Consider the following 14,769-nt stretch of genomic DNA (forward strand, 5'->3'; position numbering starts at 1 on the left):
CCTCCATATTATATAGTAATTTTAAATTTAATTATTAAAAGAACTTTTAATATTTCATGAAGCTCTTCATTTTATCGACCTCCTCCTTGCTACACTCTTCATCATTGTAACGCGCCTTTTCATAAATAACTGTAGCCTCACTAATATTCTTTTTTAAAACTTCTTTAACCTTACTTTCAATTTCAAATGGTGTATTAAAACTATATGCTGAAAATCCTTTTATTTTATATGATTTTATTAACTTATGATATAGTTTTCTGATTTTTTTGCTGTTGGACATATTAAAAGGAAATTCTAGTTTTACTTTAAACCCCTCTGCACGTTTTTTAATTCCAGTAATTACATCATCTAAAGAAACAACAAATTCTCTTTCTTCTTTTTTATATAGTTTCTTAATGCCTAAACCTTTATAGAAATTCTTTATGCTAATATAAAGTTGAAATAATAAATATATTGCTACTAAGATTATGACTACAAAAATGATGAACTTTAATATATTCATTATAGTTGTAATCAAGTTATTACTGTCACTTGTGGTGCCTAGATCTTTTAGTGAATTATTAAGGCTAGGTGGATCTATATTTGTCTGTTGATTAACCTTTTCTGGCTGAAGATTATCAGATCGTGGTGCATTAATATAAGCTAATATTTTACTTGTTAAAAAATCAAATAATGCATATAATCCAACCTTATCTGCCAGTATTATGAAAAATCCAATCACTCCAGCAATAAAAGCTATGCACCCTAACTTTACTCTCTTCATCCTCTTTGAATAACTCTTAATAAATTCTCCTTCCCATTCCATAAAACTTGCCATTCTACTAATACATACATACAAAATAGAGGTTATGGATACATTAATTGACGTTAAATTTATTAATTGCATCATAAAGGTTAATTTAAAATTCATGGCAATAAAGTAGCATATCACAAATAAAATTTCTGACCATACTAAATTACTAATTTTATAAAATGATATAACTTCTATCCTTCTTTTTTTCATGGAAATAAAAGAGCAAATAATTATAGGGGCTAAAAAAATCACTTTTTCTATTAGAGTAAATGAAATTATGAAAACGCATAAAACTATAAAAATATTGGCTAATAAGTATTTTAAAGACCCTAGTATATTTCTTCTAATTATGGTCATTGCAAAAATTGGTATTATATATGTAAATCCTTTATAAATCAATGTTGTATCTTTTGATATATAGTTTAAAGCTAATGCTAAAGGTATAAAAAATGTCCAGAAAAATATCCAGTCCTCCGCAAACTCATATCCTAAAGCTTTGCTTTTAACTAAATACATAAAGCTATTACTTGTTTGTACTATATTTATTTCACCTTTCATATTTCTTCCACTTCCCACACAAATAAGTCTTTATGATCGTCCATTTCAACCTTTGCATTTTTTAGTTTTGGTAAAATCCATTTAACATCAAAATTTTGTTTCCTTAAAACATTTATCTCATTTTGAAGATCTAACCCAAAATAGTGTGAAACTACAACCCATAAGGGAACTTTGTTATATTTTACCTGTTCTTCTTTAAGGGTTGTACTTAAATGCGCCGATACCTTAGTAATATCTAATCTGGCTAAACTTTCATAAAAATTCAAATTCTGATTTATTCCGTATATAGGAGGTAAATTTATTTGCTGCCCTGTAATTGAGTCACAACCATTAACCCTGAGCCCCACCTTCATGCCTTGCTTAAGATATTCGGTAATAATTGATGCTGCAAGTCTAATACCCTCTTCAACAACATTTTCTGGATCCCACTCATTGTATTTTTCTACATTCAAAAATATAATGACTTCTTGTGAAGCTGTAAAATCGTATTCATTAACTTTAATCTCAGAAGTTTTGGCGGTTGCGGTCCAATTTACAGCCTTTATACTGTCAAAAGGATGATACTCACGAATTCCTCTTAATTGAAAAGGATCCTCCACGATATTCCTTTTGGCTAAAACTTCTCCAGTTAAACTTTTAAATTGAACATTTAATTGCAAAGGTATTATCAGTTTAGGATAAACATAAATATTAGCACTACTTTCATATGAGGCAATAATCTTATTTATTCCAAACAAATCTCTCGTATGTAACTCGATTTGACCTATTCTATAAAACCCTCTTTTTCCACCCTTAATATTTAAGGTTTTAGTTACCTTCTCATATGGCATAATAGAAAAAAAGTCCTGTCTATAGTTATCGTTTCCCCTATTCTCATTTATTTCTTTAATAAATATTAAATTTCTCGAAACTTGATATTTTACAGTAAGCCACCATAGCGGCATTAATTTTTTATTTGATACAACTTCAATTAATTGGGCATCTTCTCCCTCAAAAATCCCATTATTAATAAATTTAACATCAGTTGTTACCTTTTTAAAACAGTTATTTGAATATATACGGCTCTGCAGAGTATAAAACAAAAGTACAATAATTAACACAATAAGTATTCTCATTCCTATCGCCTGTTAGCCCATTTTTCTGTAGGTACTTCAATTGTAGTTAATAGTTCCTCAATAATTGAATCATTAGTAACTCCTCTAAACTTTAAATTATCTTTTATAATAATTCTGTGACTAAATACATATGGGCATAAGATTTTTACATCCTCAGGTGACACAAAACTATTACCCTTTAACGCCGCATATACTTGACAAGCCCTTAAAATAGCTAAACTCCCTCTAGGACTCACTCCTAAAACTACTGAATCATGTTTTAATGTTCCCTCAACGATTTTAAGGATATACTCTTGAATATCCTCACTTACGTAAACCTTTCCAATACTTCTAGACGCATCATTAAGTTCTTCCTTAGAACACACTACCTCTAATTCCTCTAGTGGATTATTTATAATGAATCTCTGCATTATCTGTTTTCCTTCTTCAATACTTGGATATCCCATACTTAGTTTAACTAGAAATCTATCTAGTTGAGCCTCTGGTAAATTGAAAGTCCCTTGCGTTTCAACAGGATTTTGAGTTGCAATTACGAAAAAAGGTTTATCTAAAATATGAGTTTTTCCATCTATAGTTACCTGTTTTTCTTCCATACATTCAAGTAAACTTGACTGGGTTCTTGGTGTTGCCCTATTAATTTCATCTCCAAGTAGAATATTTGTGAAAATAGGACCACTTCTAAATGTAAACTCTCCAAGCTTTTGATTATAATAATTAATTCCTGTTAAATCTGATGGTAATAAATCTGGTGTAAATTGAACTCTTTTGAATGTTGCCCCTATGGATTTAGACAAAGTTTTCGCTATAACTGTTTTTCCTGTTCCCGGTACATCCTCAAGAAGTACATGTCCACCTGCAATCATTGCGGTTAACAAAACATCAATTACCTCGGATTTTCCAATAATAACTTTATTTATATTTTGTTTTATCTTTTCACCTAGTAACTTTATTTCTTCAATCTTCAATCTAACCCCTCCAATAACGAAACCTAATTTAATAATTAAATCTGATCATTCTAAATATTCCTCTAATTCAATTATACACTTATTAAAAATCAATTAAATTAGTAAAACTCACAATATTATGTGCACCCTATTAAGTATTCTCACTAGATGGAACTTCCTTATTATATCAAAATAAATTAATAAAATAATATTGCATAACCTCTAAATAAATTGATAAAAATATAATTTGGCATAAGTTAAAATTTACACTACAATTAGTCTTATAATAAAATATATTTTAAAAGGAGCCTTAAAATGAATAATAATGAATTTAGAGCAATATTAGTCTCAGAGACAGAAAACAAAGAATTTAAAAGAGAAGTTGTAACTAGACATATAAATGATTTACCAGACGGTGATGTCTTAATAAATGTTAAATATTCTTCTCTTAACTATAAAGATGCTCTTTCTGCTACAGGCAATAAGGGCGTAACTAGAGATTACCCACATACTCCAGGAATTGACGCTGCAGGCATAGTAGTTGAAAACAATAATAGTTCATTTGCAATAGGCAGCACAGTACTTGTAACAGGATATGCATTAGGAATGAGTACATCTGGAGGTTATGCAGAATATATTAGAGTTCCTTCTAAATGGGTTGTAAAGCTACCTGAAAAGCTTTCACTAAGAGAGAGTATGATATATGGTACTGCAGGTTTTACTGCTGCCTTATCAATTTATAAATTAATAAATTCAGGTGTTAAGCCAAGCGATGGAGATATATTAGTAACTGGGTCCACAGGCGGAGTAGGTAGCATCGCAATTTCAATCTTAAGTAAACTTGGCTATGATGTCACTGCGTCTACCGGGAAATTATCTGAAAAAGAAATGCTCCTTGGAATTGGTGCTAAACAAATAGTTGATAGAAATGATTTAGATGACAATTCTGGAAGGGCAGTTCTTAAAAGTAGATGGGCCGGGGTAATAGATACAGTAGGTGGAAATATACTAGCTACAGCAATTAAATCAACTAATTATGGTGGCACGGTAACTTGTTGTGGAAATGTAGCGTCCGATCAATTTTCAAGTTCAGTTTACCCTTTTATTTTAAAAGGAGTTTCATTGCTAGGAATTGATTCTGTTAAGTGCCCCATGGATATTAGACTAATAATTTGGGACAAATTATCCTCTGATTGGAAACCTAATAATCTTGGTACTAATGTAGACGAAGTGTCTTTAGACGGATTAAGTGAAAAAATAGATATGATACTTGAAGGTAAACACAAAGGTAGGACAATAATTAATATTGAACTATAAAATGCTAATAAAAGCATATAACCACAGAAAAATAATTCTGTGGTTATATGCTTTTAATTACTCCAAATTAATGTTCTAGCTGGAATATTATTATATATAAATTTAGCATTGCTTAAAGCTAATCTTACACATCCGTGGGATACACGGACTCCTAAAGTATTATCTATAACATAACTTCCATTTCTATTATATAACACGCTATGAAATAAATAATTGCCACTTATTTGAGTATAGTATTTACACCTAGCTCCACCAGATGATATGAAATAACCGCCTTTACTTCCCACTCTAAAACTACCTCTAACTGTAGGAGTGCTTGATTTTCCAGAAGAACAAACCATTGACTTAACAAGACGCCATTTTTTATTAGAACCCTTAAATATATTTACCTTTTGGCGTGGTAAATCAATCCAAATAAAATAAGATGTAGCGCTTGAAAAGTTTTTAGTGTTTACATATTTCTCTAAACTACTGTTAGAAGTAGTAGTAGGTTTTTTTATCACAGTGGGTTTATACATAGTGGCTGAAGTTGGTTTTAACTCCATTTTCTTAAGTGTCGAAACATCTACTACACCATTTCTAGTCAGCTTATTTCTCATTTGAAAGTCCATCACTGCATTGTAGGTTAATTTACCGAAATTACCATCTGAATTAAGTTTATATCCAAAATTATTAAGTTTTATCTGTATATCTTTCACCCTGCTACCCTTATCACCTTGTTTAAATGTTGTTTGAACAACTGTTTGTTTTTTAACCTTATAGCTTGTGTTTTGTAATTTCGCCTTAAATACATCTTTTTTAAACAATACATCATTCTTCTGAAACAATATAGTGTTTTTTTGATATACTCTTGCTCCAATAGGCGGTAATTTTGTTGTTACGTTCTTTTTATCTGTTGCATTACATCCACTTAAAATAATCATAAGTATAACGAGAAAAATTGATAAGTACCTTTTATTCATACGGAATACCCCATTTTTTTTAAAAGTATGGATCTGTTCCTTATCAATATATTCTCTTAGAGTTGAATTGTTACTTAAACATTAACATCAATTAAATTGTATCCTGAGCCTTCCATCTTCATAACTAGCCTTAACAACTTTCTTTGAATATAATTTTTGTGGAAGCATAAAATTTCGTTTTTCATTTTTAATTGAAATACAAATTTCATCACCGTTTTGAAGTAAATTCAACTCTTCTTTTGAAACGAAAGGCATATTTATATTTAAATAATAACTCTGGTCTGCAGTTGACTTCTCAACCTCAAAAATCTTATCCTTAAATAGTACTTTTTCGGCAGACTCTTCTTTAAATATTTTTTCTCCCATATTTAATAAAGTCTTATAATTTCTAACCTCGCTTTTCATGAGCTCAATTTGAAATATTGGTACTGGGCTAAAACTTTCAGTTATATCTTTTATGTTTTCACTTTGAAGTTTCATCCATTTCACTTCTTATTCTTTCTACCATCAGCTTTTTTTCTAGCCTTGCAATAACACCTGTAGCAGTATTTAATGGTGCCATTATATATTCGGCTATTTCCGTCATATTAGCATCTTTTTTTCTATATAAAAATAATAAAGCTAATATTTCATTTTTATAAAAATCTAAAAATATATTACTCCACTGCTGGGGAAAAAATAACACCTTAAACTCATCAATATAATTAAAAACAATCTGTTCAACTTTGTTTGTATCCATAATGTCCTCCAATTTAGTTCTTGCACCGAAGTATTATGTTGTCAATACTTTAAAAATTAATCTCATCTTGTATAGTTGACTATTCAAGATGAGATTATAAATTAGAAAAACTAGTTATGGAGTTACCTCCCTAACCCCATCTGCTGGATAGACTTTTGGTAAATCAACAGTCCTTAGCTTTAGCTTAGATTGTTCCTTTAGACTATTTATGTCACTTGCTTTTATTAATCCATTTGAGAGTGTATATATAGTGTCTTTTATATACAAAATTCTATCTACAAAATATCGTCCATTTGACACTTTATAGATTGAATCATTGGTAACCTCCGAATTATTTTTGCTAGAGTTTTTCTCTTCATCAATGTGTGTTATTTTCCCTTTAAGCTTTATACCATTCACTAAATCAATATTATAAATGTAAGCCCCTTGATAACCAAGCCCAGAATTATTGGTGTTATCATCGTAATTGTTTTCAGTAACAGGTAGTGCCAATAGTTTTTTTTCTTTGGAGAAAAGTAAAGCCTTGTGATTATTTAATACCTCTGAATAGGTACCCGCACCACCTATTGTTGTCGCAAACTGCTGCACTGGTTTTGATACATTACTCACATCAAATATTGCAATTTTAAGTCCTTTTGTTTTGGCTCTATCCTCCCCACCCTCATTTATTACTGTTGTGTCCATTCCAAATCCTATTAAGTGTGTATCATCATAAGGATGCAAATAATTACTAAAGCCCGGTATTTTTAATTCTCCTAAAATCTTTGGGCTAGTTGGATTCTTTAAATCTATAACAAACAAAGGGTCAGTCAACATAAATGTTACCATATATGCCCTATCGCCAATAAATCTAACCGAATAAATTTGTTCTCCGCTCGCCATTCCTTGAATTTTTCCTACTACTTTCATATCTTTGCCTAGTATATAAAGATTATTAGACATTTGATTTTGTGATTTGTTACTTACACTTGTGCTAGGCTTTTCACTTTGAATAGTAACTTTTCCATCGACTAGCGGCCTAACTGCTGAATTATTATATTGCGTTGTAGCAATTCTAAAGTTGCCATTATGCTCATCCATAGAAAACTGGTTGGTGATGGTACCTGGAACTTCACCTTTAGACACAAATTTTACACCTTTCTCCTCATAAGCAAATTTATAAAGTATAGTATTCGTAGATCCATTATTATTTTTATCCCTATTCAACTTGCTACCGGCAATATATAAATTCTTATCTGATGAGTATATATTGTTTCCCGAACCAAGAATGGTGTTAATACTTACCTTTTCCTTATTATCATCAACATTATAAGATGCCACCATTATATAGTTTGGCTGGATGGAATCTGGAAGATAATTTATTCTTTTATAATCGATAGCTATCTTCTCTTTGCTTACCGCAGTATCACTATAATAAGCCTTCCCTGCATTTTCATCATTTTTAATGTTCCCTATATTATTTAAGTATTTGTTAGCAACAATATATACCCTCGGTCCAATCATTCTAGCAGAGCTATAAACACCGTCTACTTCAATATCTCTTACTTTCTTTATATTTTTTTTATCTGATATATCAAAACTTATAACCTTTGTAACTTCATTAGAGACCATCATATATGAACTTTTACTTTGCTCAGTATCAGCAGGATTAACCTTACCATTATCTACATTTTGATAACTATTTCCAACAACTACTAAGGTATTTCCCTTTAAAAAAATACCACTTATATTATAATTTTCTTCAAAGGTAATATCCTTTATTGAATCCATTTTAGAATATGTTCCTGTTTTTATAACGTTTATAATCTTTTGTGCATTCACCTTAAAAATATATTCTCCATCTGTTTTCACTAAATCCTCTTCGTCTACCCCCTCAACCTGTAGGTTTGTTGTTGAATGATCTGCTATAGAATTACTTGATGTGCTTTTACCGACAGAGTTACTGGCCTCACTCTTTGTTGTTACACCATTCTCTGGCATCGATTCTACGCTATCGTCACTTGTCATTTCGTTTTTAATTCCACTATTCTGACCAATGTATGTTTTTAATAACTTTTCAAGGTTTTTAGACGTCCCAACAACTGGTAATGTACTGCTGGAATTTTTCACAATAAGTTGCGATTTATTAACACTTATAATTCTTACACTTGATGTGATTCCAACTGCTAAAACTAAACCTGCTGCCACAGCCCCAAATACTTTTACCATATGTTTTCTTTTATAAACCTTTCCTTTCTTTATACCTTTTTCAATAGCTAAATCGATTTCTGTTGGAACTTCTATATTATCGTATTCTTTTTTTAATTGATCCATACTATCTTTATTTATATTATCCTTATTCATAACAGTTCCTCCTTTAAATCTAGCCTAAGTTCCCCTAGTGCTTTATGAAGTCTTGTTTTTACTGTTCCAAGCGGACACTGAAGTATCTTAGAAATTTCAATTAAAGTCATATCCTGAAAATACTTTAGTATAACAATTGTTTTATATTCTCCATTTAAATTATCAACCGCCACATTAAGATCAATTAGTTGCTCATCATCCTTTACAATTATCCCAGTATTTACACATATATTTTCCTCAAAGGCTGCTGCCTTACTGCTTTTTTTAATTGAGTCTAAAGAAGTATTAATAAGTATCCTAGTTAACCAGGTATTAAAAAAGCTTGGTTCCTTTAATTTTTTAATAGATATGTAGGCCTTATAAACTGTATCACTTACAATATCCATAGCCTCTTCTTTGTTTTTAACATAAGCAAATGCTGTTTTATAAAGTTGACTCTTTCGCTCACTTATAAGTTCATAAAAAGCATTGTCGTCTCCCTTTTGGGCTAATTTTATTTTTAAATTAGTATCCACTTTGTAACCCTCCGCCTCTAATATAATTATTATTTTTTTTACATTACCTTATTATAACTTATTTCTCTATACTAATTAGACTGAATATAAGAGCATTTGGTTTTTATAATTTTACTTACTATAGTTACAAAAAAAACTAAAGAGATGCCTTATTGCATCTCTTTAGTTGTGCATTTTTAATTAGAACCTCTAAACTCCATGGGTGAAATCAATACATACTTTTTAAACATAGCACAAAAATAACTACTATCTCTATAACCCACTGATTGCCCTATATCCTTAATAGTCATATTTCCGTTTATAAGCAGTTTTTTAGATTCTTGAATTCTCCTTTTTGCAATATATTCAAAAGGGCGCATATATACTCGTTTTTTAAATACTTTGCATAGATGTTGTGGAGTAATCTTAACTAACTTTGCAAGGATTTCTAACGAAATATCTTCTGAAAAGTGCATATTAATATAATTTATAATAGGCACTATTATAGCAGTATCCTGAGGGCAATTTAAACCTATTTCATTATTTGAAGATCTATATAATTCAATCAAAAGTCTATATAATAAATGTGAAGATATGAATCCTTTTAAGGAATCATTGCTTTTCTGCGTTGTCATTATATCATTATATAAATTTTTAATGTTTCCATTGCTTTGATAGTAACCTATAGTGGAGCTCGTGAATCCGAGTTTGCTTAACGTATTTTGTATATTGTCACCTGTGAAGAGTATCCAATCCGTTGCCCAAGATTCTGTGATCTTATAGTATTCATGATATTCATGAGGTTTTAAAAAGAAATAAGTTCCTTCTGTAATTTCATATTCCTGTTGGTTCGTTTTAAGAATGCCTTTACCTTTTATGCAAAATACAATTTGACAAATGTTGTAGCCCTCATTTCTTACAATATGACATTGATTTGATTGTGATCCTATTCCAAAAACTACTAAAGGCAACCCATTTTCTTCATTAACAATCGGATAAATTACTGAATTCATATATCCTCCTTTCGATATTAATATTCTTATATATGATAATATCATATCATTGACAAGGCAACAATAGACGTATAATATTATATTAAAAGATGATTCAAATAATTATATACATATGGAAGGAAGTTATATTATGGTAGATGTAAAAGGGAAATGGGCACTTATTACAGGAGCAAATAGAGGTATAGGTTATCAGATAGCTATTTTTATGGCAAAGCAAGGTTGCAATCTTATTCTTCATAGTAGAAATTTAGAACATACAAAAATAGTAGAAGAAGAGTTAAAGGCATTTGGTGTTGATGTATATAGTGTACAAGCAGAGCTTTCTAACCACCAGCAAGTAGTTGCTATGTTAGATGAAATCGAGGCTAAGAAAACAGTTGTAGATATTATTTTCAATAATGCAGGAGTACAAATCTACAGAACAGATTATTTTAAAACTCCAATTGAAGATTTTGATACCAGTTTTAAAATAAACCTTATTGCAGTGGCAACTATTTGTTATCGTTTAATTCCAAAGATGATTCAGCGAGGTTTTGGGCGTGTCATAAATACAACAAGTGGAGTCAATAATGAGCCAGAGCAGGCTGGATATTCAGCTAGTAAGGCAGCACTTGATAAGTTTACAAAGGATTTGGGGTCTAAACTTGAAGGAACTGAAGTTATGCTTAATTTAGCAGATCCAGGTTGGTGTAGAACTGATTTAGGAGGCAAGCAAGCGCCAAATTCAGTAGAAAGCGTTATTCCTGGAATAGTAGTTGGAGCTTTTGTAGATGATAAGAAGAGCGGACGTTGTTTAAGTGCACAGGATTTTACTGGTATGTCCTTAGAAACTGCAGTTGCAAAAGCAGAAACTATTCAAAGTAATTAGAAGAAATATTAGAATATTCAACAAAAACATATCTACGAAGATGGGATTTATTTATAATCCATCTTCTTTTTTATTCCTAGAGACCTATTTTAATATAATTAGTTTAATTACAAAATATAAAAATTTGATATTGTTATTTAAAATAAATTAAAAGATCCCTAAAATATATAGTGATCTTCTAATACATTGTTCAGACTATAAGTCATAATAAAGTACTACTCTTTCAATATTTAATATGATAATATTTAAAGAGCATATTTATGTTTATACTCTATTGGTGATAGACCTGTTATTTTTCTAAATGTCTTTGCAAACTGCTTTGCATCCTTGTACCCTACCATATTCGCAATTTCATAAACTTTGTATTCAGAATTATTAAGTAATAATTCTATAGCTTTTTCAACTCTTATTTTTTTTAAATAATTAATAAAGGTTTCCCCTATATATAGCTTAAATTGTTCACAAAAATATGTATAATTCAAACTAACTTCATTTGATATAATAGTTAAATTTATATCTTTACTAAAGTTTTTATTTATATATTCTACACTTTTTTTTATAGCTAAGTTCGCAGAAGTATTACGACTATTTACTAACTGTTGATCTACAATAAATATACATTCCTTTAAATGGCTAATGTATTCATATATACTAGGATACCCGTTAATGCTGTAAATTTTAAAAGTATTATCAATTTCGAAAATTTTTCTTTTTAATAATTTACTAAGTTCAATAAAATATTCCACATTTAATTCATCAACATACTTTTCATTAAATAATTCATCTATGTTTTTAAATATTTCATCAATTCTTCCAGAGCTTATCATGTTTATTATTGAATTAATCTTATTTACATCAATAGTGAATTTTTTATTCCTTTTTTCAATAAGTTCATAGTGAAGAATTGTTTTTGGCGATAAAATTCTATGTCTAAAGGTTTCATTTGATTGAAAGTAAGCCTCTTTTATTGTTTGAATAGATGTATGATTTTTACTTATTCCTACAACATAATTTGATTTTACATTAATTCCTAGAAGGTTTATAACAAAATCAATTTCTTTTGTAATTACTACAAGCCAACCTTCTGCATTAAAGAAATATATGAGTTTCCCATATTTATTTTCCTCTATTACATTAATAAATGATTTATCTAAAATGGTAATGTTGTAAATACATATATAGTAATCATTAAATATTTTCATATTAGTATTCTTTTCTATTATACTCAGTATTTCCATAGATAAAGTTTCAGATTGCAATAGGCAGTTAAAGAGATTTGAAGAATAACCCTGGGCATATTCCTCGTTTTTACTAATTTCTTTTTCAATATCCTCCATGCATAGATATAGTTTTTCTCTATTTACTGGCTTTAGTAGGTAATCCTTTGCACCACAACGAATTGCTTCTTTAGCATATTTAAAATCATCGTATCCACTTAAAATAATGATTGCTGTTTCTTTATGAAAATCTTTTAGATGATTTATAAGCTCAATTCCGTCTGATTCTGGCATTCTTATATCAGTTATTAAGATATCTATATTTTCATTATCTAATATTTCATTTGCTTGATTTCCATTTGAACATAAATAGATATCATAAAAATCATCTCTATACCTTTTAATCATTGCTTTAAGTCCTTTTCTTATAAGTTCCTCATCATCTGCAATCAATATTTTTCTCAAAACCCTGACCCCCAATCATCTTATAATGGGTAATTTTAATATTACCTTTGTGTATTCTCCTTCCTTGCTATAAATAGTTATTTTATATTCATTTCCTAAAAATAGTCTGATTCGCTCATAAACATTCTTTAGACCAATTCCATGTATTGTTTTCAAAGTGTAATTTTCAATATTATTACTTTTTAAATGTTCCTCAATGTTTATTTCTGGGATTTCAAAATTATTTCTTATTATTTGAAGTTCCTTATTTGTCATGCCTACACCATTATCGAAAATTTCACATCTGATTATATCTCCATCTAAATATATGCTTATATATATTTTTCCAATAGAATTTTCTTCTGATATTTTCTTTTTAAGACCATGTTTAATACAATTCTCTACTATTGGTTGAAGTGACATTTTTAAGATTTTAAATGTAAGAATATGATCATCAATATCTAAAATAAGCTGAATTTTATTATTAAATCGAATATTTATAAGTGAAGTGTAATCTTTAATATAATCGATTTCATCTTTAAAATTTACAATTTGGTTATCCCATTTCATATTGTATCTCATCATATTTCCAAGAGCTGTAATAGCATCCGATATATCATATTTTTCTTCTATTTCTGCCATCATTTTTATATTCTCAAGTACATTATATAAAAAGTGAGAATCTATCTGGTTCTGTAGAGCTCTTAATTCTGCTTCCTTTGCCACTGTCTCTTTTTTTATTATGTCCGAGACAAGCTCATTTATCTTATTTGAAAATTCACTGAAATGATAAGCTAATTCTCCAATTTCATCGTTTGTTACAATTGACAGATGGATGTCAAAATTTCCTTTTCTCATTTTCTTTAGTTCCTTAATTATAGTTCTCAAATTCTTTAGAATATATGAATTAATAAAGTATATTACAGTTGATAATAATATTAGCAATATTATAGTTCCAAATATGAATATATTTTTATTTGTAGAAATGGATTTTAACACAGCTTCAAAAGAATCTACTTTTAAAAGATAACAATGGATAGAATCAATATATACATATGAAACCATTAATTTTTTGCTATGATCATTGAGTATAAAGCCACCTTTTTCATAGTTAGTTTTAGATTCATGAAATTTCTTCTTAATTAGCTCAGTAGATATATTATTGTCTTTTAAGTATCCGTCATTACAAATTACTGTTCCCTCTTTATCTATTGCAATAAATTGATAATCATTATTTTCTGTATTATGAAAAACTGGTCTAAAAAAATCCTTAGTATTCATGTTGACTTCAACAATTCCTATATGGTTATCAGATGGAATATTTATAGACCTATATAAGGATACTACATTTTGATAATTCCCATTTATACCTGTATTTGTATCCTCAACATTATTTGCTACCCAATACTCCTTTCCTTTACTTGTAATAACTTGATTGAAATTTTTTTTGTTTTCCATTTCATTCTCATGATATATGTAAGGATAAATTTGAGGTATATATTTATCTTCTTTAATATAAAATTTTATTCTATTAATTGCTGGATTTGTGGATTGTATATTTTGAATGTCATAAAATGTATCTAAACTATATTTAACATATTCTTCATTAGATATATCTCTATTAGTTTCAATAAAATTCATCAGATTTTTGTTAGAAACTACAAGTTGTGCTGTAATGCTCATGGCTTCAATATTATGTTCAATATCCAATTTTTGCCCGTCCAACAGATACCCATTTTCTTGTAATTTGCCTATTTCTAATTTATTTCTTATGTTCCCAAAACCAATAACTGCAATTAGTATTAATGGAATAGCAAGTATAGTTATATTTGCTACCATGAGTTTTTTAGTTATGTTCCATTTTATTTTTAACAGACTTTTATAAAAACGCATATTAAGCACATCCATAGTATTTATATTTTATTTTATTATAACATATACATCCAAATTGGATAGTTACAT

General features: G+C 29.1%; 13 protein-coding genes. 2 read left to right on the forward strand and 11 right to left on the reverse strand.

The window, feature by feature from the left end; all coding sequences use genetic code 11:
* Positions 1-46: 46 nt before the first annotated feature.
* From KPL55_RS06790 to KPL55_RS06800, 3 genes are read right to left on the reverse strand one after another with little or no spacing between them, the layout of a single operon-like run.
* Positions 47-1,351: a hypothetical protein gene (locus KPL55_RS06790; RefSeq protein ID WP_216305951.1), complete on the reverse strand. Its 1,305-nt coding sequence runs from the start codon at positions 1,349-1,351 to the stop codon at positions 47-49.
* A complete protein-coding gene (locus tag KPL55_RS06795) occupies positions 1,348-2,466 on the reverse strand; it encodes a DUF58 domain-containing protein (RefSeq protein WP_216305952.1) in 1,119 nt (372 codons plus the stop codon). The genes KPL55_RS06790 and KPL55_RS06795 overlap by 4 nt, the downstream gene beginning before the upstream one ends.
* Before the next feature lie 2 nt (positions 2,467-2,468).
* Entirely contained in the window at positions 2,469-3,431 is a 963-nt protein-coding gene (locus tag KPL55_RS06800; protein WP_216305953.1) for an AAA family ATPase, read from the reverse strand.
* A gap of 294 nt (positions 3,432-3,725) precedes the next feature.
* Between KPL55_RS06800 and KPL55_RS06805 the strand changes: the two genes are divergently transcribed.
* Positions 3,726-4,727: a YhdH/YhfP family quinone oxidoreductase gene (locus KPL55_RS06805; protein ID WP_216305954.1), complete on the forward strand. Its 1,002-nt coding sequence runs from the start codon at positions 3,726-3,728 to the stop codon at positions 4,725-4,727.
* A gap of 53 nt (positions 4,728-4,780) precedes the next feature.
* Here the strand turns inward: KPL55_RS06805 and KPL55_RS06810 are convergent, their stop codons facing one another.
* The 6 genes from KPL55_RS06810 to KPL55_RS06835 all read right to left on the reverse strand — a co-directional run bounded on the left by KPL55_RS06810 (position 4,781) and on the right by KPL55_RS06835 (position 10,278).
* Positions 4,781-5,689 (reverse strand): L,D-transpeptidase family protein, encoded by a 909-nt coding sequence (locus KPL55_RS06810; protein ID WP_216305955.1) that lies wholly within the window; start codon positions 5,687-5,689, stop codon positions 4,781-4,783.
* An 87-nt stretch (positions 5,690-5,776) separates the two neighbouring features.
* Positions 5,777-6,169: an ArsA family ATPase gene (locus KPL55_RS06815; RefSeq protein WP_216305956.1), complete on the reverse strand. Its 393-nt coding sequence runs from the start codon at positions 6,167-6,169 to the stop codon at positions 5,777-5,779.
* Positions 6,153-6,428 carry a MarR family transcriptional regulator gene (locus KPL55_RS06820; protein ID WP_216305957.1) on the reverse strand — a complete coding sequence of 92 codons (276 nt, stop codon included), beginning with the start codon at positions 6,426-6,428 and terminating at the stop codon, positions 6,153-6,155. Before KPL55_RS06820 ends, KPL55_RS06815 begins: the two co-directional genes overlap by 17 nt.
* A gap of 114 nt (positions 6,429-6,542) precedes the next feature.
* Positions 6,543-8,771 (reverse strand): beta-propeller domain-containing protein, encoded by a 2,229-nt coding sequence (locus tag KPL55_RS06825; protein WP_216305958.1) that lies wholly within the window; start codon positions 8,769-8,771, stop codon positions 6,543-6,545.
* Positions 8,768-9,286, reverse strand: coding sequence for a sigma-70 family RNA polymerase sigma factor (locus KPL55_RS06830; RefSeq protein ID WP_216305959.1), 519 nt, complete (start codon positions 9,284-9,286; stop codon positions 8,768-8,770). The genes KPL55_RS06825 and KPL55_RS06830 overlap by 4 nt, the downstream gene beginning before the upstream one ends.
* Positions 9,287-9,462: 176 nt before the next feature.
* The gene (locus KPL55_RS06835; RefSeq protein WP_216305960.1) at positions 9,463-10,278 is read right to left on the reverse strand and encodes an AraC family transcriptional regulator; all 816 of its coding nucleotides are present in this window, start codon (positions 10,276-10,278) and stop codon (positions 9,463-9,465) included.
* 130 nt (positions 10,279-10,408) lie between these two features.
* On the opposite strand from KPL55_RS06835, the gene KPL55_RS06840 reads away from it, so the two are divergent.
* Positions 10,409-11,146: an SDR family NAD(P)-dependent oxidoreductase gene (locus KPL55_RS06840; protein ID WP_216305961.1), complete on the forward strand. Its 738-nt coding sequence runs from the start codon at positions 10,409-10,411 to the stop codon at positions 11,144-11,146.
* Positions 11,147-11,391: 245 nt separating this feature from the next.
* Here KPL55_RS06840 and KPL55_RS06845 read toward each other — a convergent pair whose 3' ends face one another.
* Both KPL55_RS06845 and KPL55_RS06850 read right to left on the reverse strand, forming a co-directional pair.
* Positions 11,392-12,828, reverse strand: a complete 1,437-nt coding sequence (locus KPL55_RS06845; protein WP_216305962.1) for a response regulator transcription factor — start codon at positions 12,826-12,828, stop codon at positions 11,392-11,394.
* 15 nt (positions 12,829-12,843) lie between these two features.
* On the reverse strand, positions 12,844-14,700 hold the full coding sequence (locus tag KPL55_RS06850; RefSeq protein WP_216305963.1) for a sensor histidine kinase: 1,857 nt from the start codon (positions 14,698-14,700) through the stop codon (positions 12,844-12,846).
* Between the last annotated feature and the right edge of the window lie 69 nt (positions 14,701-14,769).

This window comes from Clostridium lacusfryxellense (assembly GCF_018861735.1).
GTDB classification, from domain to species: Bacteria; Bacillota; Clostridia; order Clostridiales; family Clostridiaceae; genus Clostridium_AD; species Clostridium_AD lacusfryxellense.